Raw genomic sequence first — 22,330 nt, forward strand, 5'->3', positions numbered from 1 at the left:
ACTGGAGGATCACTGTAATGACCAAGGAAAAAGTTAAGTACGGCGTCCATTCCGAAGCCGGCAAACTGCGCAAAGTCATGGTTTGCTCCCCCGGCCTGGCCCATCAGCGGCTGACCCCGAACAACTGCGATGAACTGCTGTTCGATGATGTGCTGTGGGTGGCCCAGGCCAAGCGCGACCACTTCGACTTCGTCACCAAGATGCGCGAACGCAACGTCGATGTACTGGAAATGCACAACCTGCTGACCGACATCGTCGCCATTCCCGAAGCCCTGGACTGGATTCTGGAACGCAAGATCACCGCCAACTCGGTGGGCCTGGGCCTGATCAACGAAACGGCCTCGTGGCTGCGCAGCCTGGAGCCGCGCAAGATCGCCGAGTTCCTGATCGGCGGCGTATCGGGCGATGATTTGCCCACCAGTTTCGGCGGCAAGGCCATCGAGATGTTCCGCGACTTCCTCGGCAACTCCAGCTTCATCCTGCCGCCGCTGCCCAACACCCAGTTCACCCGCGATACCACCTGCTGGATCTACGGTGGCGTCACCCTCAACCCGATGTACTGGCCGGCACGCCGTCAGGAAACCCTGCTGACCACTGCCATCTACAAGTTCCACCCCGAGTTCACCAACGCCGACTTCCAGATCTGGTACGGCGACCCGGACAAAGACCATGGCAACTCCACCCTTGAGGGCGGTGACGTGATGCCGATCGGCAACGGCGTAGTACTGATCGGCATGGGCGAACGCTCGTCGCGCCAGGCCATTGCCCAACTGGCGGTGAACCTGTTCAAAAACAAGGCCGTCGAGAAAGTGATCGTCGCCGGCCTGCCGAAATCCCGCGCGGCGATGCACCTGGACACCGTGTTCAGCTTCTGCGATCGCGACCTCGTCACGATCTTCCCGGAAGTGGTGAACCAGATTGTCGCCTTCACCCTGCGCCCTGATGAAAGCAAGCCGGGTGGCATCGACATCCGCCGCGAGGAAACCAACTTCCTCGACACCGTGGCCCAGGCCCTCAACCTCAAAGCGTTGCGTGTGGTCGAGACCGGCGGCAACAGCTTCGCCGCCGAACGCGAGCAATGGGACGACGGCAACAACGTGGTGGCCGTGGAGCCAGGCGTGGTCATCGGCTACGACCGCAACACCTACACCAACACCCTGATGCGCAAGGCCGGGGTGGAAGTCATCACCATCAGCGCCGGCGAACTCGGCCGGGGACGGGGCGGCGGCCACTGCATGACCTGCCCGATCATCCGCGACCCGATCGACTACTAACCTGTTAGCCCTGGCCTGCACTTACCGAGTGCAGGCCAGGGGGATAATCGACACTTAAGGAGATCCAAAATGGCGTTCAATATCCATAACCGCAATCTGCTGAGCCTGGAACACCACACCCCTCGCGAATTGCGCTACCTGCTCGACCTGTCCCGCGACCTCAAACGTGCCAAGTACACCGGCACCGAACAGCAGCATCTCAAGGGCAACAACATCGCGCTGATCTTCGAAAAGACCTCGACCCGCACCCGCTGCGCGTTCGAAGTCGCCGCCTATGACCAGGGCGCCAACGTCACCTACATCGACCCGAACTCCTCGCAGATCGGCCACAAGGAAAGCATGAAGGACACCGCACGTGTGCTCGGGCGCATGTACGACGCCATCGAGTACCGAGGCTTCAAACAGGAAATCGTCGAGGAACTGGCCAAGTTCGCCGGCGTACCTGTGTTCAACGGCCTGACCGACGAATATCACCCGACGCAAATGATCGCCGACGTGCTGACCATGCGTGAACACGCCGACAAGCCGATCCACGAGATCAGCTACGCCTACCTGGGCGACGCGCGCAACAACATGGGCAACTCACTGCTGCTGATCGGCGCCAAACTCGGCATGGACGTGCGCATCTGCGCGCCAAAAGCCTTGTGGCCGGCGGACGACCTGGTGGCTCGCTGCAAACAGTACGCAGAAGAAAGCGGCGCGCGCATCACCCTCACCGAAGACCCGAAAGCGGCGGTCAAGGGCGTGGACTTCATCCACACCGATGTGTGGGTGTCGATGGGCGAGCCGGTCGAAGCCTGGGCCGAGCGCATCCAGCAACTGCTGCCGTATCAGGTCAACGCCGAACTGATGAAAGCCACCGGCAACCCGCGCACCAAGTTCATGCACTGCCTGCCGGCGTTCCACAACAGCGACACCAAGATCGGCAAGCAGATTGCCGAGCAGTACCCGCACCTGAAGAACGGCATCGAAGTGACCGATGACGTGTTCGAGTCGCCAGCCTGCATCGCCTTCGAGCAAGCGGAAAACCGCATGCACACCATCAAGGCGATTCTGGTGTCGACGCTGGCTGACCTCTAAAGAACGGAGCCCGGTCAATGTGGGAGCGAGCCTGCTCGCGATTGCGGTTAGACATTCAGCATTGATGTCGACTGACACATCGCCTTCGCGAGCAGGCTCGCTCCCACAAACGGATCGAGTCTCCCGCTTACCTCTTTGTTCAGAAGGACTAGCACCATGCGTATCGTCGTAGCTCTGGGCGGTAATGCCCTGCTCCGCCGGGGCGAACCCATGACCGCTGACAACCAGCGCGCCAACATCCGGATCGCCACCGAACAGATCGCCAAGATCCATCCCGGCAACCAACTGGTCATCGCCCACGGCAATGGCCCTCAGGTCGGCCTGCTGTCATTGCAGGCGGCAGCCTACACCTCGGTTTCGCCCTATCCGCTGGACGTGCTCGGTGCCGAAACCGAAGGCATGATCGGCTACATCATCGAACAGGAACTGGGCAACCTGCTGGACTTCGAAGTGCCCTTCGCGACCCTGTTGACCCAGGTCGAAGTCGATGCCAATGACCCTGCCTTCAAGAACCCCACCAAACCCATCGGCCCTGTCTATACCAAGGATGAAGCTGAAGCACTGGCCGCCGAAAAAGGCTGGGCCATTGCCCCGGACGGCGACAAATACCGTCGCGTGGTCGCCAGCCCAAAACCCAAACGCATCTTCGAAATCCGTCCGATCAAATGGCTGCTGGAAAAAAGCAGCATCGTGATCTGCGCCGGCGGCGGCGGCATTCCGACCATGTATACCTCGCCCGGCAAACTCGAGGGCGTCGAAGCGGTCATCGACAAAGACCTGTGCTCGGCACTGCTGGCCGAACAGCTTGAAGCCGATCTGCTGGTGATCGCCACCGACGTCAACGCCGCCTTCATCGACTTTGGCAAACCCACGCAGAAAGCCATCGCCCAGGCCCACCCCGACGAAATGGAAAAACTCGGCTTCGCCGCCGGCTCCATGGGACCAAAGGTGCAGGCAGCCTGCGAATTCGCGCGCCATACTGGAAAAGTCGCAGTGATCGGTTCGCTCGCGGACATCGAAGCGATCGTCCAGGGCAAGGCCGGTACGCGCATCAGTACGGCAACACCTGGCATTACCTACTTGTAAGGAGAGACGTCTATGGCACAGTTTGAGCCAGGTCACTTGCACATCGAACGACATGCGCTGACCCCGGATGATGTCAGCTACAACGTGCACCTCGACTATGAAGTCAGCAAGAATGCCAAAGGGGAAAAAGGCATCCAGTTCACTATGCATGGCAGCATTCAGGGCAAGGAGATGTCAGAGCCCTTCTTCCTGCCCAAGGAGGAGGCCTACAACTTCGCCAGCAACGTGACGAAAATCGCCGAGAAGTACGGGATTCCGAAGACGCACAGCCAGATCGGATCGGTCCACAAACATTACGATTTGATGTTTGAAGACATCCGGCAGCAGTTGAATATGAAATCAGGCGACCCGGTAAACCCCGAACACTTCGAATAACCCAGTCTCCAAGTAGAAGCTGTACCTGTGGGAGCGAGCTTGCTCGCTCCCACAGGGATCTTCGTTACCCGCATATCCCGCGCAAAATTTCACCATTAGCCCGCCCCAAGGCATACTTGCCACCCTTCGCACTGCAGAACCCAAAACCGCCCCATGCGTATCCACGTCAGTTTCATCGACCGCGTCGGTATCACCCAGGAAGTCCTGGCCCTGCTCGGCGGGCGCAATCTGAACCTGGATGCGGTGGAAATGGTCCCGCCCAATGTTTATATCGATGCCCCGACCCTGAGCGCGCAAGTCCTCGAGGAACTGCGCGATGCCCTGTTCAGCGTGCGTGGCGTGCAAGCGGTGACGGTGGTCGACATCCTGCCCGGCCAGCGCCGGCATTTGCAGCTCGACGCGTTGCTTGCAGCCATGACCGACCCGGTACTGGCACTGGACAGCGACGGCAAGGTGCTGCTGGCCAACCCGGCCCTGATCGCCCTGTACGGCCGCGAACCGGACGGTGAAAGCGTGGGCGACCTGTTTGCCGACCCGGCCTTGCTCGACGCCCTGCTCGAACACGGCTTTCGCCTGCCGCTGCGGGAAATCACCGTCAACAGCCAGACTTTGTTACTCGACGCCACTCCGATTACCGACGCCGGCGCCCTGCTGACCCTGTACCAACCGAACCGCATCGGCGAACGTCTTTCCGCGCTGCACCATGACCACGCCGAAGGTTTCGATGCCCTGCTCGGCGAGTCCCCGGTGATACGCACCCTCAAGGCACGCGCCCAGCGGGTGGCGGCCCTCGATGCACCGTTGCTGATCCAGGGTGAAACCGGCACCGGCAAGGAACTGGTGGCCCGCGCCTGCCACGCCATCAGCGCCCGGCACAGTTCACCCTTTCTGGCGTTGAACTGCGCGGCATTGCCAGAGAATCTCGCCGAAAGTGAACTGTTCGGCTACGCCCCCGGCGCGTTCACCGGCGCGCAGCGGGGTGGTAAGCCGGGGCTGATGGAGCTGGCCAACCAAGGCACGGTGTTTCTCGATGAAATCGGCGAGATGTCGCCGTACTTGCAGGCCAAATTGCTGCGCTTCCTCAACGATGGCAGTTTTCGCCGGGTCGGCGGTGACCGTGAGGTCAAGGTCAACGTACGGATCCTCAGCGCCACCCACCGCGACCTGGAAAAAATGGTCAGCGAAGGCCTGTTCCGCGAGGACCTGTTCTACCGCCTCAACGTCCTCAACGTTGAAGTACCACCGCTGCGCGAGCGTGGCCAGGACATCCTGCTGCTGGCCCGCTACTTCATGCAGCAGGCCTGCGCGCAGATCCAGCGACCGATCTGTCGCCTGGCGCCGGGCACTTACCCGGCGCTGCTGGGCAACCGCTGGCCGGGCAACGTGCGGCAATTGCAGAACGTGATCTTCCGCGCCGCGGCGATTTGCGAAAGCAGCCTGGTGGACATCGGCGACCTCGACATCGCCGGCACCTCGGTAGCGCGCCAGGGCGACCAGGACGTCGACAGCCTGGAACAGGCCATGGATGAATTCGAGAAAACCCTGCTGGAAAAACTTTACGCCAGCTATCCCTCGACCCGGCAACTGGCGACCCGCCTGCAAACATCCCACACGGCGATTGCCCATCGGTTGCGCAAGTACGGGATTCCCAACAAAGCCTGAGGCCTGACACCGAACAACTGTAGGAGCGAGCCGGCTCCGGGCGGCGTTCCGACGATAGCGGTGTGACATTCAACATTGATGTCGACTGACATGGCCTCATCGCGAGCAGGCTCGCTCCTACAGATTCCTCCGTCATCCGAAAAACCGCGCCAAAAACGACCTCCATCTGTACTGAAAGCGCTACAGCGGAACGATATCGCTACACCCCTCTCCGATCACGGCTGCGCAAGGCTTTGATCCACCTCGGCTTTTATCATTGACATATGCCGTATCGATTTCGCTACAACGATTGAATTTCAGCCTTTGTCTAAACCACCTAAATCATTGATCAATAACGATAAAAGCAACGTTGGCCGCGTTCTTGCTATGTACTCCCCCATAACCCGGGCATCGCCCAAGCATTCAATCGCGTCCACCAGACGAGTCTGGCCCCTTAGGAGTTTCCATGAGCGAGTTGCGTTTTACTGAAGATCACGAATGGCTGCGCACCGAAGCTGACGGCAGCGTCACGGTCGGCATCACCGCTTTCGCACAGAACGCCCTGGGCGACGTGGTTTTCGTTCAACTGCCTGAGCTGCAGTCCTACGACAAAGGCGCCGAAGCCGCCACCGTGGAATCGGTAAAGGCTGCCAGCGGCGTGTATATGCCGCTGGACGGCGAAGTGCTGGAAGTGAACCCGGCGCTGGACAGCAGCCCTGAGCTGGTCAACGAAGATCCGCTGGGCGAAGGCTGGTTCTTTCGCTTCCAGCCAAGCGACGCCTCGGCTGTCGCCCAACTGCTGGATCAGGACGCCTACGACCGCCTGATCAAAGCCCAAGCCGAAGCCTGAGGAGCACTGACATGACTCAAGTGAATCTGACTACCGCCAACGAATTCATCGCCCGTCACATCGGCCCGCGCGCCGGTGACGAGCAAGCCATGCTCAACAGCCTCGGCTTCGACTCCCTGGAAGCCCTGAGCGCCAGCGTGATTCCCGACAGCATCAAGGGCACCAGCGTCCTCGGCCTGGAAGACGGCCTGAGCGAAGCCGATGCCCTGGCCTTGATCAAGTCCATCGCGACTAAAAACCAGCTGTTCAAGACCTTCATCGGCCAAGGCTACTACGGCACCCACACGCCGTCGCCGATCCTGCGCAACCTGCTGGAAAACCCAGCCTGGTACACCGCCTACACCCCGTACCAGCCAGAAATCTCCCAGGGTCGTCTCGAAGCGCTGCTGAACTTCCAGACCCTGATCAGCGACCTCACCGGCCTGCCGATTGCCAACGCCTCCCTGCTGGACGAAGCCACCGCCGCTGCCGAAGCCATGACCTTCTGCAAACGCCTGAGCAAGAACAAGGGCAGCCACGCCTTCTTCGCCTCCGTGCATTGCCACCCGCAGACCCTCGACGTACTGCGCACCCGTGCCGAGCCTCTGGGCATCGACGTGGTGGTTGGCGACGAGCGCGAGCTGACTGACGTGACGCCGTTCTTCGGCGCGCTGCTGCAATACCCGGCGAGCAACGGTGATGTGTTCGATTACCGCGAACTGACCGAGCGCTTCCACGCCGCCAACGCCCTCGTTGCCGTGGCTGCCGACCTGCTGGCCCTGACCGTGCTGACCGCGCCGGGCGAATTCGGCGCCGACGTGGCCATCGGCAGCGCACAGCGCTTCGGCGTGCCGCTGGGCTTCGGTGGCCCGCACGCGGCGTACTTCTCCACCAAGGACGCGTTCAAGCGTGACATGCCTGGCCGCCTGGTCGGTGTTTCCGTAGACCGTTTCGGCAACCCGGCCCTGCGCCTGGCCATGCAGACCCGCGAGCAACACATCCGTCGCGAGAAAGCCACCAGCAACATCTGCACCGCGCAAGTACTGCTGGCCAACATCGCCAGCATGTATGCCGTGTACCACGGTCCAAAAGGCCTGACTCAAATCGCCAATCGCGTGCATCACCTGACAGCAATCCTGGCCAAAGGCTTGAGCGCATTGGGCCTGAACGTCGAGCAAGCGAGCTTCTTCGACACCCTGACCGTGAAGACCGGCTCGCAAACCACCGCCCTGCACGACAAGGCGCACGCCCAGCGCATCAACCTGCGCGTGGTCGATGGCGAACGCCTGGGCCTGTCGCTGGACGAAACCACCACTCAGGCCGACGTGGAAACCCTGTGGAGGCTGCTGTCCGACGGCAAGGCCCTGCCGGATTTCGCCGCCCTCGCCGCTTCGGTGCAGAGCGCCATCCCGGCCACACTGGTACGTCAGTCGCCGATCCTCAGCCACCCGGTGTTCAACCGCTATCACTCGGAAACCGAGCTGATGCGTTACCTGCGCAAACTGGCGGACAAGGACCTGGCGCTGGACCGCACCATGATCCCGCTGGGTTCGTGCACCATGAAACTCAACGCCGCCAGCGAAATGATCCCGGTGACCTGGGCCGAGTTCGGCGCCCTGCACCCGTTCGCCCCGGCCGAGCAAAGCGCTGGCTACCAGCAACTGACCGACGAACTGGAAGCAATGCTTTGCGCTGCCACCGGCTACGACTCGGTATCCTTGCAACCGAACGCCGGCTCCCAGGGTGAATACGCAGGTCTGCTGGCGATCCGTGCCTACCACCAGAGCCGTGGCGAAGACCGTCGCGACATCTGCCTGATCCCGTCGTCGGCCCACGGCACCAACCCGGCCACCGCACAAATGGCCGGCATGCGCGTGGTCGTCACCGCCTGCGATGCCCGTGGCAACGTCGACATCGAAGACCTGCGCGCCAAAGCCATCGAGCACCGCGAACACCTCGCCGCGCTGATGATCACCTACCCGTCGACCCACGGCGTGTTCGAAGAAGGCATCCGCGAAATCTGCGGCATCGTTCATGACAACGGCGGCCAGGTGTACATCGACGGCGCCAACATGAACGCCATGGTCGGCCTCTGCGCCCCGGGCAAGTTCGGCGGCGACGTTTCGCACCTGAACCTGCACAAGACCTTCTGCATCCCCCACGGCGGTGGCGGCCCGGGCGTCGGCCCGATCGGTGTGAAATCGCACCTGGCACCATTCCTGCCGGGCCACGCACAGATGGAGCGCAAGGAAGGCGCCGTTTGCGCGGCACCGTTCGGCAGCGCGAGCATTCTGCCGATCACCTGGATGTACATTCGTATGATGGGTGGCGCAGGCCTCAAGCGTGCTTCGCAGCTGGCGATCCTCAATGCCAACTACATCTCCCGTCGCCTCGAAGAGCACTACCCAGTGCTGTACACCGGCAGCAACGGCCTGGTGGCGCATGAGTGCATCCTCGACCTGCGTCCACTGAAAGACAGCAGCGGCATCAGCGTCGATGACGTCGCCAAGCGCCTGATCGACTTCGGCTTCCACGCGCCGACCATGTCGTTCCCGGTAGCCGGCACATTGATGATCGAGCCGACCGAAAGCGAATCCAAAGAAGAACTGGACCGCTTCTGCGACGCCATGATCCGCATCCGCGAAGAAATCCGCGCAGTGGAAAACGGCACCCTGGACAAAGACGACAACCCGCTGAAAAACGCGCCGCACACCGCCAAGGAACTGGTGGGCGAGTGGTCGCACCCGTACAGCCGTGAGCAAGCGGTGTACCCGGTTGCGTCGCTGATCGAAGGCAAGTACTGGCCGCCGGTCGGTCGCGTCGACAACGTGTTCGGCGACCGCAACCTGGTCTGCGCCTGTCCGTCGATCGAAAGCTACGCTTAAACCAATGAGGGGGGGCGGTTACTCCGCCCCCAATTTCCAGAACACCACAGCCCCCCTGTGGGAGCGAGCCTGCTCGCGATGACGGACTGACAGCCACCATCGATGTCGACTGAACGACCGCTATCGTCGGAACGCCGCCCGGAGCAAGCTCGCTCCCACAGGGAACTGTGCCAAGCCTCAGATTCCGCAAAGACCTATAAAAAGACCTATAACAAGAAACCGGAGAACCACCATGTCGTTAAGCGTGTTCGACCTGTTCAAGATTGGCATCGGCCCCTCCAGCTCTCACACCGTCGGCCCGATGCGCGCCGCTGCGCGTTTCGTCGAAGGCCTGCGCCGTGAAGGGCTGCTGACGGCCACCACCTGCGTCAAGGTCGAGCTGTACGGCTCGCTCGGCGCCACCGGCAAAGGCCACGGCAGTGACAAGGCTGTGCTGCTGGGCCTGGAAGGCGAACACCCGGACACCGTGGATACAGAGACCGTCGCCGCGCGCCTGCAAGAAATTCGCGGCAACGGCCGCTTGAACCTGCTCGGCGAACACAGCATTGCGTTCAACGAGAAAGAACACCTGGCGATGATTCGCAAACCATTGGCGTATCACCCCAACGGCATGATTTTTCGCGCTTTCGACGCAGCAGGCCTGCAAATCCGCAGCCGCGAGTACTACTCGGTTGGCGGCGGTTTTGTGGTCGATGAGGACGCCGCCGGCGCCGACCGCATCGTCGAAGACGCCACGCCCCTGACCTTTCCGTTCAAAAGTGCCAAGGATCTTCTCGGTCATTGCGTCAAATACGGGCTGTCGATCAGCCAGGTTATGCTGACCAACGAAAGCGCCTGGCGCCCGGAAGCGGAAACCCGCGCCGGCCTGCTGAAAATCTGGCAAGTGATGCAGGACTGCGTCGCCGCCGGATGCCATAACGAAGGCATCCTGCCCGGCGGGCTGAAGGTCAAGCGCCGGGCCGCCGCGCTGCATCGGCAGTTGTGCAAGAACCCGGAATCGTCGTTGCGCGACCCGCTGTCGGTGCTCGACTGGGTCAACCTCTACGCCTTGGCCGTCAACGAGGAGAACGCCAACGGCGGGCGCGTCGTAACGGCGCCCACCAACGGTGCGGCGGGGATCATTCCAGCGGTGTTGCATTACTACATGCGCTTTATCCCGGGCTCCAATGACGACGGCGTGGTGCGATTCCTGCTGACCGCCGCGGCCATCGGCATTCTGTACAAGGAAAACGCCTCCATTTCCGGCGCCGAAGTCGGCTGCCAGGGCGAAGTCGGCGTCGCCTGCTCAATGGCCGCTGGTGCCTTGTGCGAGGTGCTGGGCGGCACTGTGCAACAAGTGGAAAACGCCGCGGAAATCGGCATGGAACACAACCTCGGACTGACCTGCGACCCGATTGGCGGGCTGGTGCAAGTGCCTTGCATCGAGCGCAACGCCATGGGCTCGGTCAAGGCCATCAATGCCGTGCGCATGGCCCTGCGCGGCGACGGGCAACACTTCGTCTCCCTCGACAAGGTCATTCGCACCATGCGCCAGACCGGCGCCGACATGAAAAGCAAATACAAGGAAACCGCCCGTGGCGGTTTGGCGGTCAACATTATCGAGTGCTGATGCGCGCTCATCTGCACCCTTCTTCAGGAGCTGAATATGTCCACCGAACAACTGTTGAAAACCCCGTTGCACGCACTGCACATCGAACTCGGCGCGCGCATGGTGCCGTTCGCCGGCTACGACATGCCCGTGCAATACCCGCTGGGCGTGATGAAAGAACACCAGCACACTCGCGACCAGGCCGGGCTGTTCGATGTCTCGCACATGGGCCAGATCCGCCTGACCGGCGCCAATGCCGCCAAGGCCCTGGAAACCCTGGTGCCGGTGGACATCATCGACCTGCCGGTGGGCATGCAGCGTTACGCCATGTTCACCAATGCGACGGGCGGCATCCTTGACGACCTGATGGTCGCCAACCTGGGTAATGACGAACTGTTCCTGGTGGTCAACGCCGCCTGCAAGGATCAGGACCTGGCACATCTGCGCAAGCACATTGGCGACCAGTGCACGATCGAGCCGCTGTTCGAAGAACGTGCCCTGCTTGCCCTGCAAGGCCCAGCTGCCGTAATCGTGCTGGCACGCCTGGCCCCGGAAGTTGCGAAGATGACCTTCATGCAGTTCGCCCGCGTGAAGCTGCTGGGCGTGGACTGCTTTGTCAGCCGTTCGGGTTACACCGGTGAAGACGGTTTCGAAATTTCCGTACCCGCCGCCAGTGCCGAAGCCCTGGCTCGCGCGCTGCTGGCTGAAGCCGAAGTGGCCGCCATCGGCCTTGGCGCTCGTGACTCCTTGCGCCTGGAAGCCGGCCTGTGCCTGTACGGCCACGACATGAACACCGACACCACCCCGATCGAAGCAAGCCTGCTGTGGGCGATCTCCAAGCCACGTCGCGCTGATGGCGCACGGGCCGGCGGCTTCCCTGGCGCCGAAACCGTATTCGCCCAGCAACAGGCAGGCGTGAACCGCAAACGTGTAGGTCTGCTACCACAGGAACGTACACCCGTGCGTGAAGGCGCCGAGATCGTCAACGAAGCCGGCGACATCATCGGTAGCGTCTGCAGCGGCGGTTTCGGACCAACCCTGGGCGGTCCGCTGGCCATGGGTTACGTCGACAGCGCTTATATCGCACTGGACACACTGGTTTGGGCGATCGTTCGTGGGAAAAAGGTGCCTTTGCTTGTAAGCAAAATGCCATTTGTTCCACAACGCTACTATCGCGGCTGATTGAATGTTCCTATAAGTAACGCGGTTGCGTTAACGGTGCACTAATGTGTAACGCAACCGCCATATAACAGTGCATCGTTTGGCTATAAGCTTCGATTATGAACTTTGCTTATAACGATCGAAAACAACTGAACAAGGCCAGGGAATAAGCCCCCGCTAGTGGACTTACTTTGCCATCAACCTGAGGAAATACGGGGCCTTCACAGGGCTTGTTTTTTCTCCCGTAGTTGGCGTAGAGTTTGTTCACTGTGTTTGCATGGGTCGCTTGGAATCGTGACCTGGGCAGTAGCCTACAAGTTAGCTACATCCCGTTCGACGTCTTCTTACTCTCCTGCAACCAGCCCCAGTACTCTTTCATGAGAAGGAGACTGTCATTAATTTTTTGCGTCAAAGGAAATAAGAAATGTCCCAACGTCAGAGCGGTACCGTCAAGTGGTTTAACGACGAGAAAGGTTTTGGTTTTATCACTCCTGAAAGCGGTCCGGATCTGTTCGTGCATTTCCGCGCCATCCAGGGCAACGGCTTCAAGAGCCTGAAAGAAGGCCAGAAAGTGACTTTCATCGCCGTGCAGGGCCAGAAAGGCATGCAGGCTGACGAAGTACAAGCAGAAGCCTAACCTTCTGTAACGAAAAAGCCCCTGATGCTGACATCAGGGGCTTTTTTGTGCGCGTAAATCCGTAAAATGGCTTCTTTTTTCGTCGAGAGCCTGCCATGTCGAAACACCTGTTTACCCCCCAGGGCGACTTTCCTGCCGCTGGCCTGGGTCGTCGCCTGGCAGCCATGTTCTATGATTTCCTGCTGTGCACCGCCCTGCTGATCGTCACCAGCGGCATCTACAAGATGATCCAGATGGCGATCATCGGCGAAGAAAGGATGCGCACCCTGACCGAAGCGGGTGCGCTGGACGGCGATCCTCTGCTCTCCACAGTCCTGCTGTTCGTACTGTTCGGCTTCTTCGCCAAATTCTGGACCTGGTCCGGTCAGACGCTGGGCATGCAGGTCTGGTGCATCCGCGTGCAGAATGCCGATGGCTCGTCCATGAGCCTGTGGCAGGCGCTGCTGCGCTTTGTCGTGTCGATTGCCTCGCTGCTTTGCGTTGGCCTGGGATTCTTCTGGTCGCTGTTCGACAAGCAGAAACGCAGCTGGCATGACATCTACTCCAATACCGAACTGGTGCGGATTCCGAAGAAGACCAAATAGTTTCCCGACGCAGAAACCACGGTGGGAGCGAGCCTGCTCGCGAAGGCGGTATTTCAGCTGACATTGATGTCGACTGACACTCCGTCTTCGCGAGCAGGCTCGCTCCCACAGTTTTTGCGGCGTAACTGACAAATATCAGGCGTTCCCGGCCAGCTTCATCCGTGCAGCCTGGGTGAAATCAAGCATGCGCTTGAGCGGCCGGATCGCCTGTGGGATCAGCGCCGGATCGACAAAGATCTCGTTCGCCCCTTCCTTCAACGCCTTGAGCGTGCGCTCAAGGGTGTTCATGGCCATCCACGGGCAATGTGCACAACTGCGGCACGCTGCGCCGTTACCCGCCGTAGGGGCTTCGATAAAGACCTTGTCCGGGCACAGCTGCTGCATCTTGTAGAAAATGCCGCGGTCGGTCGCAACGATCAACGTCTTGTTCGGCAGGCTCTGTGCCGCCGCGATCAACTGACTGGTGGAACCCACGGCATCGGCCAATTCAATCACCGATGTCGGCGACTCCGGGTGCACCAGAATCGCCGCATCCGGGTACAGCGCCTTCATGTCTTCAAGCTGCTTGGACTTGAACTCTTCGTGAACGATGCAGGCACCGTCCCACAGCAGCATGTCGGCACCGGTCTGGCGCTGGATATAGGTACCCAGGTGCTTGTCCGGGCCCCAGATGATGGTCTCGCCGTTGTCCATCAGGCTTTCAACGATTTCCAGCGCACAGCTAGAAGTTACCACCCAATCCGCTCGGGCTTTTACCGCGGCGGAAGTGTTGGCGTACACCACCACCGTGCGTTCCGGATGTTGATCGCAGAACGCGGAAAATTCGTCCACCGGGCAACCCAGGTCGAGCGAACAGGTCGCTTCGAGCGTCGGCATCAGTACGCGTTTTTCCGGGTTGAGGATCTTGGCGGTCTCACCCATGAACTTGACGCCGGCGACGACCACGGTCTTGGCCGGATGGGCGTTGCCGAAACGGGCCATTTCCAACGAGTCGGAGACACAACCGCCCGTCTCTTCGGCCAGCGCCTGAATCACAGGGTCACAATAGAAGTGGGCCACCAGCACCGCATCCTGAGCCTTGAGCTCGGCAGCGATGGCAGCACGGTAATAAGCCTCTTCATCGGCGGTCAGCGGCTTGGGCTGTTTGGCGTCGAGGTGGGCTTGAACCAGAAGGCGTTCGGAAATTTGCGTCATGTTCGCAAGACCTGCAGGCGCATTCGCGCGAAAGTCGAGTATACACCCGGCTCCGGACCCTTCAGGGTACCGCCGGGAAAGTGAGTATTCATCAGGCACGGACAGCGTTGAAGCTGCGCAAGGCTACAGAATATCCGACGGATGCAAAAGGTGATTCTGACCTGCGCAGCCTAGCGCATCGCTGAATTAAATCGCAGGCAGAAAAAATCCGGAAATCCTCACATACGTGGGCCCTCCAGATCCTTAAAACTGCTTGAAAATGGTGGCTCTTGTGGAGTTCGGGATCACTTTGCACCTGTACTGATCGAACATCGACATGACAGTCGATGCACACATGATCGAAAAACCGGAAGAATCCTACAAAATCAATGATCTATCTCCTACAAAAATAGGAATGACACACTGTTTAGGGCTGGATAGCCTCTGTCGAGCAGAAAGAAACTTATTTGCACTAAAACCCTGCAATGGCTTGCCCCGTTATGCCTTCATCAAGATCGATACCGAACCCAAACCGCTGTTCCTCGACTTCGATAACCCGTTGTCCTTCGACGGCATCAGCAACGCCCTGAAGAACGCGGGTCACGCAAAGCTCTCGGAAATGCGACCGTGCCCCGATGAGCTTTGGCTTGAAGAAGAGCGGGGTCGTTTCTGCTGTGAAATACGCACAACCTTTTCCACATGCGAGACGCCTGCGACATGAGCAATGAGAACATAGACTCTTGCACCAAAGCCGATCAGGAAGCCAAACACTCGTTTTTGTACTTATTTTTGACCATATTCATTCCATTTGGCCTCGGGCATTTTGTTTCGTATCTGTTTCGCACGGTCAACGCCTTGATCTACGTGGATCTGGAACGGGAACTGCACCTGCCCGCCAGTAGCCTCGGCCTGTTAACCGGTGTGTACTTTCTGACTTTCGCCGCAGCGCAGATTCCGCTGGGCGTCATGCTCGACCGCTACGGTCCGCGTAGCGTGCAGGCACCCATGCTGCTGTTCGCTGTGTTGGGCTCGCTGATTTTCAGCTTCTCCCATACGGAACTGGGTCTGATCATTGGTCGCGGCCTGATCGGCCTAGGTGTTGCTGGCTCGCTGATGAGTGCGATCAAGGCGTGCGCGATCTGGCTACCTGCCGAACGCCTGCCGCTGAGTACAGCATGCCTGTTATCTGTGGGCGGCTTGGGCGCAATGGCGTCCACCACGCCGTTGCATGAACTGCTCAAGTGGATCTCATGGCGTGAAGCATTCTTGATTCTGGCGCTGCTGACCTTGTTCGTCTGCGTAGTCATTCATCGGAGCGTGCCGCGCACCTACAAGCCCAAACACACCACTCTTGCCGAAATGTCCAAGGCCGTGGGAACGCTTTACTCCTCCTGGGTATTTTGGCGACTGGCGTTGTACTCGGTGTTTGCCCATGCGATCTACATGTCGGTGCTGTCGCTATGGATGGGGCCGTGGCTACGCGATGTCGCCCAGTTGAACGAGTCCGGCATGGCCAATACCTTACTCTGGGGCACCGTCGCGATGGTGGCAGGCTCGCTGGCCTTCGGCTCGATCACCGACTACCTGCGGCGCTTTGGTGTGCAGCCGCTCATGGTGTGCGGCACCGGGGTTTCAATCTTCATCTTATTTCAATCACTGATGATCAGCGGACTACCCGTACCGCCACTACTGATTGCAATAGGGTTCAGCTTCTTCGGCACCTCCACCACCATGAACTACGCGATCGTCGCTCAGTCGGTATCGCCTGAACTGGCCGGGCGGGTCAGTTCATCATTCAACCTAGTGGTGTTCGTACTGGCGTTCGTCTTGCAATGGTTGATGGGGGAAATCCTGAACCTCTGGCCAAGATCTGGACAAGGGCACCCAGTGGAGGCTTATCAGTGGTCGCAGGGAGTGATGATCGCGTTGCAGGTACCAGGGGTGTTGTTGTGGCTGAGTTTTAAACCGTGGGAACTGAATATCGCGGCGACGCGGTAAAACCGGGCAACCACTACTACCTTAGCGAAAGCCCCGCCCTCCAGACCTGCCAGTACTGAATTCAAGGCAAAAAAAAACCCGGAAATCCTCACTTGCGTGGGCCTTCCGGATTTTCTAAACCGCCAAAAATGGTGGGTCGTGTGGGATTCGAACCTACGACCAATTGGTTAAAAGCCAACTGCTCTACCAACTGAGCTAACGACCCGCTGTGTGGTGGCGCGTATAATACTGATTTTTAAGGACTATTCAACACCTATTTTGAAATAATTCAAAAATAAGGGGTTGGATCGCTGATTCCGGCCGCCGCAAAGCCTTCTGCGCGCAGTCGGCAGCTGTCGCACTTGCCGCATGCACGACCGTTATCGTCGGCCTGATAGCAGGAAACGGTCAGACCGTAGTTCACGCCAAGCTTAACGCCGGCCTGGACGATCTGCGCCTTGCTGAGGTTTTGCAGCGGTGCCTGGATGCGGAAGCCATTGCCTTCCACGCCGGCTTTGGTTGCCAGGTTGGCCATGCGCTCGAACGACTCGATGAACTCGGGACGGCAGTCCGGGTAACCGGAGTAATCCACCGCATTGACGCCGATGAAGATGTCCCGTGCGCCGAGCACTTCTGCCCAGCCCAGGGCCAGGGACAGGAACACCGTGTTACGCGCAGGCACGTAAGTCACGGGAATGCCCTCCCCCAACTCTTCCGGAATATCGATGCTGCTGTCGGTCAGCGCCGAGCCACCCATGCCGTTCAGGTTCAGACCGATCACCTTGTGCTCGACCACACCCAGGTCTCGCGCCACACGCTCGGCGGCGTGCAGTTCGGCGTGAGAGCGCTGACCGTAATCGAAGCTCATGGTGTAGCAGCTGTAGCCTTCGGCGCGCGCCATGGCCACGACGGTCGCCGAGTCCAGGCCACCGGACAGCAGGATGACCGCACGTTTTTCAGGAGTGTTCAGTTGTTCAGTCATTTCAGCGCCCCGGCTCGTCATTCCATAGATATTTATGCAGCTGCAATTGCAAACGCACTGGCAGGTTGTCCGCCACCACCCAGTCCGCCAGATCCCGAGCATTGAGATCATGGTGACTTGGCGAGAACAGGACTTCACCGGCACGCAGGTTAAGACCGTACTGGATCAGCTTGGAAACGGACCAGTCATAGTCCTCTCGCGAGCAGATGACAAACTTCACCTGATCGTTGGGCGTGAGCAGCTCAATGTTTTCGTAGCGATTGCGGTGTGCTTCCTTCGAACCCGGGGTTTTCAGGTCGACAACGCGACTGACCCGGGAATCTACTGCCGAGATATCGATAGAGCCACTGGTTTCCAGTGACACTTCGTAACCGGCGTCACACAAGCGCTTGAGCAAGGGAATGGCGTTGGGCTGTGCCAGGGGCTCGCCGCCCGTGACGCAGACGTATCGCGGGCGAAACCCTGCGACCTGCTCGAGGATGTCATCGAGCGTGCGGATGGTTCCGCCTGTGAACGCGTAGGCGCTGTCGCAGTATTGGCAACGCAACGGACAACCGGTCAGGCGCACAAAAACAGTGGGCAGCCCGGCAGTCCGAGTTTCACCCTGCAACGAGTAGAAAACTTCGGTGATTCTCAATGTGTCTTGCATAGTCGCCACGGGCGTAACAGCTAAACAGGCTGTCCGCCTCCGTCAGGCACTTCAAGGAACCCCGGCAATGCGCAGATCCCAAAAAGCGTGTTTCAGAAAAAGGGTGTGAATTCTAACGAAAAAACCCGCGACAAGCGCGGGTTTCTTTGAAACGGGTCAAGCAGGCTTACATTTTTTGCAGATCGCGCTGGGCCAACTGAGCGGCGGAAGTGCCCGGATATTGGGACACCACCTGCTGCAGAATGCCTTTGACCCGGTCGGTATGACCCAAGCGGCGCTCCACATCAGCGAGCTTGTACAGCGAGTCCGGCACTTTGGCGTGCTTGGGATACAGCTGCGAAACCTTGGCAAAAGCCTGACCTGCACCTTGCAGATCGCCCTTGGCCAGGTTCACTTCGCCCAACCAGTACTGGGCATTGCCCGCATACTGGCTGTTCGGGTATTTGCGCAGGAAAGCGGCAAAAGCCTGACTGGCCTTGTCGAAATCCTTGGCCTTGATCAGGTCGAAGGCAGCATCGTAATAGAGCTTTTCCTTCGCCGGATCTGCCGGCTCGCTACCCGCGGCAGGTGCTTGAGCGGCGGCTGCGCCAGCTGCCGCACCTGCGGCTGCACCGGTGGCATTCAAATCACCACCGGTGGAAGAATTTTGAGGACTCGCGGCTGGTGCAACGCCGGTTCCTATGCGCCGATCAAGATCCTGGTATCGCTCCAGGTTTTCCTGCTTCATGCGCGCTACATCATTTTGCAGAACTTCAATCGCACCTTGCTGGCGCTCGATCTGTTGCTGCATTGATTGCAGTTGGTTGAACAGCTCGCCCTGTGCCGAGACAGGGGCCGAAACCCCTCCCCCGGCATAGGCGCCGTTCGTACCGTAACCTGCAGGCGGATAACTGCTCCCGCTATTGTTATAACCGGAGTTGTCATCGACCACAGGAACCGCAGCCCACACCGCAAGTGGCGCGAGGCTGAGAGCCAGAACAGTTACAGCACGACGGCACGTTCGCATGACGAATTACTTACGCAGTTCGACGCGACGGTTTTGAGCCCAGGACTGCTCGTCGTTGCCGGTAGCAACTGGACGCTCTTCGCCGTAGGAAACCAGTTCCAGCTGAGCTGGGGAAACGCCTTGCAGTACCAGGTAGCGCTGAACGGCTTTCGCACGACGCTCGCCCAGAGCCATGTTGTACTCACGGGTACCACGTTCGTCGGTGTTGCCTTCCAGAACAACGCGAGCGCCGTTTGCTTTCAGGTCTTTGGCGTGAACGTCCAGAGCGCGCATGGCTTCTGGCTTCAGGTCCGAACTGTCGTATTCGAAGTAGAAAGTGGTGATTGCGCGCAGAGCAGCTTCTTCGCTCAGGGAGCCGTCAACTGCGCCAGTGTTTGCGCCATAACCAGCGTTTGGATCTACCGCGCCTTCACCGGCATTGTCGCCGCCTTTGGACGAGCAACCTACAGCTACAGCCATGGCCAGTGCCAGCGCAGCAAATTTACCAAACTTCAGCATTTCCATCGTGAAACTCCTAATGAACCCCAGTGTGTTAAGTAAAACGTATAGCGCCGCGTCAGTTCAGGAAAGGGGACCAGGAAGGTTCTCTGACTTCGCCTTGTGCGGTAGGAAGTGGGAGCCTTACGCGTCCATTGATGGACACGAGCATCAAGACTCCCCGGCCCTGCTGGCGGGTGGCGTAGATTACCATGGTGCCGTTGGGCGCGACAGTAGGCGACTCGTCCAGAGTGCTATCAGTGAGGATTTTTACACTACCGCGCTGCAAATCCTGGGCCGCCACCTTGAAATTGGTGAAGCCATCCTGACGGTGAATCATGACAAGCGTCTTTTCATCAGCCGACAGTTTAGGGTTGGCGTTGTAGTTACCGACGAACGTCACACGTTCGGCACCGCCACCACCCGCGCTGGTCTTGTAGATCTGCGGTTTGCCGCCACGGTCGGAAGTGAAGTAGATGGTCGAGCCATCCTTGCCCCAGAACGGTTCGGTGTTGATGCCAGGACCGTTGGTGACACGACTGATCTGACGCGAACCCAGGTTCATCACATAGATGTCCGGGTTGCCGTCTTTGGACAGCACGAACGCCAAACGATTGCCATCCGGCGACCAGGCTGGCGCACCGTTCAGGCCTTCGAAGTTGGTGATCTGCTCACGGCGACCGGTGTCGATATTCTGCATGAAGATGCGTGGACGCTTCTGCTCGAAGGAGACATAAGCGATGCGCTTGCCATCCGGTGCGAAACGCGGCGACAGGATCGGCTCGCGCGACTGCAGCAGGGTCACGGCGCGAGCACCGTCATAGTCCGAACGTTGCAGGGTGTAGCGAGTGTTGTTCTCGGAGAAACGCTCGGCCGTTACATACAGCAGGCGAGTCGAGAAGGCACCCTTGATACCCGTGAGTTTTTCGAACGACTGGTCAGAAATGTAGTGCGCCATGTCGCGCAACTGATCGACGCCGCCCGATACGCTGCCGGTCAGCACTTGCTGCTCGGTGGCCACGTTGAACAGTGCGTATTGCACCTGCAGGCGACCGCCCGCCGGAACAATGCTGCCGACCATGACGTACTGGGCACCCAGCGCCTTGAAGTCACGGAAGATGATTTCGCTGGCCTGGCTCGGCTGGCTGATCATGTTCTGCTTTGGAAGCGGCGAGTAGTAACCCGAGTTGCGCAGGTCGTTACCGATGATTTCCGCCATGTCGTCCGGCAGCACGCTACCGCCCTGGAAGCCGAACGGTACAACGGCGATCGGGGTCGCCCGATCGCTGCCACTGGTAACCAGAATGTTTTTCTCATCTGCCATCGCCATCCCTGCCATGCAGCAGATAACGACCAGCATTCCTCGAAGAAGGTTTCTCACAAGGCTAGATCCTCAGGTGTGAATGTCATCTTGAATGAACGATACGGAGCGAAATCACTCGGCTTCATTCCCTGCATTTCTGTCAAACGTCCAATATTCTTCACCGCTGCAACAGCCGAGGCGTCAAACGGACCGTCGCCACTGGACTTGGACACGCTGACCGAAGTCACCGTACCGTCCGGCAACATGCCGATTTGCAATACGACCGTCATGCCTTTGCGTGCCGAAGGTGGACGAGCCCAGCCTTCCGCTGCACGCGCACGAATCAGGTCATCGAAGCTGCCGGCGACTTCGTCGCCCTGCTCATCGGCCAAGGCCTGCTGACGCTGCGGCGTGTCGGAAAGCAAATCTGCCAGGGCCTGGGCCTTTTTGTCTTCGGCGGATTTACGTGCCGCGTCCTGCGATTTCTTCTTCGCAGCATCGGCAGTAGCTTTCTTCTTCGCTTCCTCGGCGACTTTCTTCTTCGCCTCTTCAGCTTCAGCTTTCTTCTTGGCGTCTTCCGCGGCTTTCTTCTTCGCGTCTTCGACGATCTTTTTCTTGGCTTCTTCAGCGGCCGCTTTCTTGGCCTCTTCTTCCGCAGCTTTCTTGGCTTCTTCTTCGGCTTTCTTCTTGGCTATATCAGCCAATTGTTTCTCTTCTGCCTTCTTGGCTTCCGCGGTTTTCTTCGCATCGTCGGCTTTCTTGGCTTCATCAGCCTTTTTCGCCTCGTCCGCTTTCTTCGCCTCGTCGGCCTTCTTGGCTTCTTCGGCCTTTTGAGCCGCCTCTTCTTTCTTTTGTTCCGCAGCCTTCACCGCTTCCTGCTCGACCTTTTTCTGTTCCATCTGCTCGACTTCGGTCTGACGCGCAGCAGATTTCTGCGCCTCACCGGCAATCTTCTGATTGGTCTGGGTGGTCGCCCGACTTTTCGATTTCAGCTGGTACAAGGTCGCCTGGACAATCGGCTTGGCCGGCGGCAGTTCCGGGGTAAAGGCAAAACTGACGAACAGCATGCCGAACACCAGCACGTGCAAGCCAATCGCCCAGACACTAGGCCAGAAGTAGCTTTCCGAGGCGGACGGCTCTCGCTGTTGCTGCATCAGGGCGCCTCGGTAATCAAGCCAACATTACCGACCCCGGCTTTCTGCAACCCGCCCATGGCCCCCATGACGGAGCCGTAATCGACACTCTTGTCGCCGCGGATGAAGACCTGGGTACGCTTGCCGCCTTCGTTGCCGACGCGAATGATCTTGGTCACCGCGTCAGTCATCTGCGGCAGGGTCATGGCCCGATCCTGCTGCTTTTCGGTGTCGACTTCGCTGCCAAGGTTCCAGTAGTAGGTCTTGTCGGATTTGATGGAAATGGTCAGGACCTGGGTGTTGTTGTCCTGCGGCAAGGCTTCGCTGGAAACCTTGGGCAGATCAACTTTCACGCCCTGATTGAGCATCGGCGCGGTCACCATGAAGATCACCAGCAGTACCAACATCACGTCGATGTAAGGCACCACGTTCATCTCGGCGACCGGCTTGCGCTTTTTGCGAGCTCGAGCGATTAAAGCCATTGGAAATT

Annotated in this window: 21 protein-coding genes and 1 tRNA gene; 13 read left to right on the top strand and 9 right to left on the bottom strand. The window is 59.3% G+C overall.

All coding sequences use genetic code 11. The features are described 5' to 3' along the window. Positions 1–17 precede the first annotated feature (17 nt). The 11 genes from arcA to AC3ITY_RS26390 all read left to right on the top strand — a co-directional run bounded on the left by arcA (position 18) and on the right by AC3ITY_RS26390 (position 13,140). Positions 18–1,274, top strand: coding sequence for an arginine deiminase (arcA, locus tag AC3ITY_RS26340; protein WP_489305934.1), 1,257 nt, complete (start codon positions 18–20; stop codon positions 1,272–1,274). Positions 1,275–1,343: 69 nt separating this feature from the next. After that, complete coding sequence (locus AC3ITY_RS26345; protein WP_046042231.1) at positions 1,344–2,354, top strand: ornithine carbamoyltransferase; 1,011 nt, start codon at positions 1,344–1,346, stop codon at positions 2,352–2,354. A 156-nt stretch (positions 2,355–2,510) separates the two neighbouring features. Further along, the gene (arcC, locus tag AC3ITY_RS26350; protein WP_489305936.1) at positions 2,511–3,440 is read left to right on the top strand and encodes a carbamate kinase; all 930 of its coding nucleotides are present in this window, start codon (positions 2,511–2,513) and stop codon (positions 3,438–3,440) included. Between the two features lie 12 nt (positions 3,441–3,452). Further along, entirely contained in the window at positions 3,453–3,815 is a 363-nt protein-coding gene (locus tag AC3ITY_RS26355; protein ID WP_108215109.1) for a DUF5064 family protein, read from the top strand. A 153-nt stretch (positions 3,816–3,968) separates the two neighbouring features. Then, a complete protein-coding gene (locus AC3ITY_RS26360; protein WP_489305937.1) occupies positions 3,969–5,477 on the top strand; it encodes a sigma-54-dependent transcriptional regulator in 1,509 nt (502 codons plus the stop codon). 445 nt (positions 5,478–5,922) lie between these two features. Further along, complete coding sequence (gene gcvH / locus AC3ITY_RS26365) at positions 5,923–6,306, top strand: glycine cleavage system protein GcvH (protein ID WP_008047373.1); 384 nt, start codon at positions 5,923–5,925, stop codon at positions 6,304–6,306. An 11-nt stretch (positions 6,307–6,317) separates the two neighbouring features. Then, the gene (gene gcvP, locus AC3ITY_RS26370; protein WP_489305938.1) at positions 6,318–9,170 is read left to right on the top strand and encodes an aminomethyl-transferring glycine dehydrogenase; all 2,853 of its coding nucleotides are present in this window, start codon (positions 6,318–6,320) and stop codon (positions 9,168–9,170) included. Between the two features lie 232 nt (positions 9,171–9,402). Beyond that, the gene (locus AC3ITY_RS26375; protein WP_489305939.1) at positions 9,403–10,779 is read left to right on the top strand and encodes an L-serine ammonia-lyase; all 1,377 of its coding nucleotides are present in this window, start codon (positions 9,403–9,405) and stop codon (positions 10,777–10,779) included. A gap of 36 nt (positions 10,780–10,815) precedes the next feature. After that, positions 10,816–11,940: a glycine cleavage system aminomethyltransferase GcvT gene (gene gcvT / locus AC3ITY_RS26380; RefSeq protein ID WP_489305940.1), complete on the top strand. Its 1,125-nt coding sequence runs from the start codon at positions 10,816–10,818 to the stop codon at positions 11,938–11,940. A gap of 403 nt (positions 11,941–12,343) precedes the next feature. Further along, on the top strand, positions 12,344–12,556 hold the full coding sequence (locus AC3ITY_RS26385; RefSeq protein WP_007977299.1) for a cold-shock protein: 213 nt from the start codon (positions 12,344–12,346) through the stop codon (positions 12,554–12,556). A 95-nt stretch (positions 12,557–12,651) separates the two neighbouring features. Then, positions 12,652–13,140, top strand: a complete 489-nt coding sequence (locus tag AC3ITY_RS26390; protein WP_489305941.1) for an RDD family protein — start codon at positions 12,652–12,654, stop codon at positions 13,138–13,140. A gap of 135 nt (positions 13,141–13,275) precedes the next feature. On the opposite strand, the gene nadA is transcribed toward AC3ITY_RS26390, so the two are convergent. Then, positions 13,276–14,334: a quinolinate synthase NadA gene (gene nadA, locus AC3ITY_RS26395; RefSeq protein WP_007995624.1), complete on the bottom strand. Its 1,059-nt coding sequence runs from the start codon at positions 14,332–14,334 to the stop codon at positions 13,276–13,278. A gap of 316 nt (positions 14,335–14,650) precedes the next feature. On the opposite strand from nadA, the gene AC3ITY_RS26400 reads away from it, so the two are divergent. Next, positions 14,651–15,034, top strand: a complete 384-nt coding sequence (locus AC3ITY_RS26400; RefSeq protein WP_489305943.1) for a hypothetical protein — start codon at positions 14,651–14,653, stop codon at positions 15,032–15,034. Next, positions 15,031–16,311 carry an MFS transporter gene (locus AC3ITY_RS26405; RefSeq protein WP_489305945.1) on the top strand — a complete coding sequence of 427 codons (1,281 nt, stop codon included), beginning with the start codon at positions 15,031–15,033 and terminating at the stop codon, positions 16,309–16,311. Before AC3ITY_RS26400 ends, AC3ITY_RS26405 begins: the two co-directional genes overlap by 4 nt. 129 nt (positions 16,312–16,440) lie before the next feature. Here AC3ITY_RS26405 and AC3ITY_RS26410 read toward each other — a convergent pair. The 8 genes from AC3ITY_RS26410 to tolR form a co-directional block, all read right to left on the bottom strand. After that, positions 16,441–16,516 (bottom strand) — tRNA-Lys (locus tag AC3ITY_RS26410). Between the two features lie 63 nt (positions 16,517–16,579). Then, positions 16,580–17,272 (bottom strand): 7-cyano-7-deazaguanine synthase QueC, encoded by a 693-nt coding sequence (gene queC, locus AC3ITY_RS26415; RefSeq protein WP_108228647.1) that lies wholly within the window; start codon positions 17,270–17,272, stop codon positions 16,580–16,582. 1 nt (position 17,273) lies between these two features. Further along, a complete protein-coding gene (gene queE / locus AC3ITY_RS26420; RefSeq protein WP_150754451.1) occupies positions 17,274–17,921 on the bottom strand; it encodes a 7-carboxy-7-deazaguanine synthase QueE in 648 nt (215 codons plus the stop codon). A 166-nt stretch (positions 17,922–18,087) separates the two neighbouring features. Beyond that, positions 18,088–18,927, bottom strand: coding sequence for a tol-pal system protein YbgF (gene ybgF, locus AC3ITY_RS26425; protein ID WP_489305946.1), 840 nt, complete (start codon positions 18,925–18,927; stop codon positions 18,088–18,090). Positions 18,928–18,933: 6 nt separating this feature from the next. Beyond that, the gene (gene pal, locus AC3ITY_RS26430; protein ID WP_003178634.1) at positions 18,934–19,431 is read right to left on the bottom strand and encodes a peptidoglycan-associated lipoprotein Pal; all 498 of its coding nucleotides are present in this window, start codon (positions 19,429–19,431) and stop codon (positions 18,934–18,936) included. Between the two features lie 52 nt (positions 19,432–19,483). Next, complete coding sequence (gene tolB / locus AC3ITY_RS26435; protein ID WP_191624928.1) at positions 19,484–20,764, bottom strand: Tol-Pal system beta propeller repeat protein TolB; 1,281 nt, start codon at positions 20,762–20,764, stop codon at positions 19,484–19,486. Between the two features lie 17 nt (positions 20,765–20,781). Next, the gene (gene tolA / locus AC3ITY_RS26440; protein ID WP_046042213.1) at positions 20,782–21,861 is read right to left on the bottom strand and encodes a cell envelope integrity protein TolA; all 1,080 of its coding nucleotides are present in this window, start codon (positions 21,859–21,861) and stop codon (positions 20,782–20,784) included. After that, positions 21,861–22,313, bottom strand: a complete 453-nt coding sequence (gene tolR / locus AC3ITY_RS26445; protein WP_162135951.1) for a protein TolR — start codon at positions 22,311–22,313, stop codon at positions 21,861–21,863. Before tolR ends, tolA begins: the two co-directional genes overlap by 1 nt. Positions 22,314–22,330: the final 17 nt, after the last annotated feature.

The organism is Pseudomonas sp. GL_091 (genome assembly GCF_057837725.1).

Excerpts from the sequence above, each read along its gene's own strand:
- queC (WP_108228647.1), bottom strand. The coding sequence starts at position 17,272 with ATGACTGAACAACTGAACACTCCTGAAAAACGTGCGGTCATCCTGCTG.
- gcvH (WP_008047373.1), top strand. The coding sequence starts at position 5,923 with ATGAGCGAGTTGCGTTTTACTGAAGATCACGAATGGCTGCGCACCGAA.
- arcC (WP_489305936.1), top strand. The coding sequence starts at position 2,511 with ATGCGTATCGTCGTAGCTCTGGGCGGTAATGCCCTGCTCCGCCGGGGC.
- AC3ITY_RS26400 (WP_489305943.1), top strand. The coding sequence starts at position 14,651 with ATGACAGTCGATGCACACATGATCGAAAAACCGGAAGAATCCTACAAA.
- tolB (WP_191624928.1), bottom strand. The coding sequence starts at position 20,764 with ATGCTGGTCGTTATCTGCTGCATGGCAGGGATGGCGATGGCAGATGAG.
- AC3ITY_RS26390 (WP_489305941.1), top strand. The coding sequence starts at position 12,652 with ATGTCGAAACACCTGTTTACCCCCCAGGGCGACTTTCCTGCCGCTGGC.
- queE (WP_150754451.1), bottom strand. The coding sequence starts at position 17,921 with ATGCAAGACACATTGAGAATCACCGAAGTTTTCTACTCGTTGCAGGGT.
- AC3ITY_RS26360 (WP_489305937.1), top strand. The coding sequence starts at position 3,969 with ATGCGTATCCACGTCAGTTTCATCGACCGCGTCGGTATCACCCAGGAA.
- AC3ITY_RS26385 (WP_007977299.1), top strand. The coding sequence starts at position 12,344 with ATGTCCCAACGTCAGAGCGGTACCGTCAAGTGGTTTAACGACGAGAAA.
- AC3ITY_RS26375 (WP_489305939.1), top strand. The coding sequence starts at position 9,403 with ATGTCGTTAAGCGTGTTCGACCTGTTCAAGATTGGCATCGGCCCCTCC.
- gcvP (WP_489305938.1), top strand. The coding sequence starts at position 6,318 with ATGACTCAAGTGAATCTGACTACCGCCAACGAATTCATCGCCCGTCAC.
- pal (WP_003178634.1), bottom strand. The coding sequence starts at position 19,431 with ATGGAAATGCTGAAGTTTGGTAAATTTGCTGCGCTGGCACTGGCCATG.
- AC3ITY_RS26355 (WP_108215109.1), top strand. The coding sequence starts at position 3,453 with ATGGCACAGTTTGAGCCAGGTCACTTGCACATCGAACGACATGCGCTG.
- AC3ITY_RS26405 (WP_489305945.1), top strand. The coding sequence starts at position 15,031 with ATGAGCAATGAGAACATAGACTCTTGCACCAAAGCCGATCAGGAAGCC.
- nadA (WP_007995624.1), bottom strand. The coding sequence starts at position 14,334 with ATGACGCAAATTTCCGAACGCCTTCTGGTTCAAGCCCACCTCGACGCC.
- gcvT (WP_489305940.1), top strand. The coding sequence starts at position 10,816 with ATGTCCACCGAACAACTGTTGAAAACCCCGTTGCACGCACTGCACATC.
- tolA (WP_046042213.1), bottom strand. The coding sequence starts at position 21,861 with ATGCAGCAACAGCGAGAGCCGTCCGCCTCGGAAAGCTACTTCTGGCCT.
- ybgF (WP_489305946.1), bottom strand. The coding sequence starts at position 18,927 with ATGCGAACGTGCCGTCGTGCTGTAACTGTTCTGGCTCTCAGCCTCGCG.
- AC3ITY_RS26345 (WP_046042231.1), top strand. The coding sequence starts at position 1,344 with ATGGCGTTCAATATCCATAACCGCAATCTGCTGAGCCTGGAACACCAC.
- arcA (WP_489305934.1), top strand. The coding sequence starts at position 18 with ATGACCAAGGAAAAAGTTAAGTACGGCGTCCATTCCGAAGCCGGCAAA.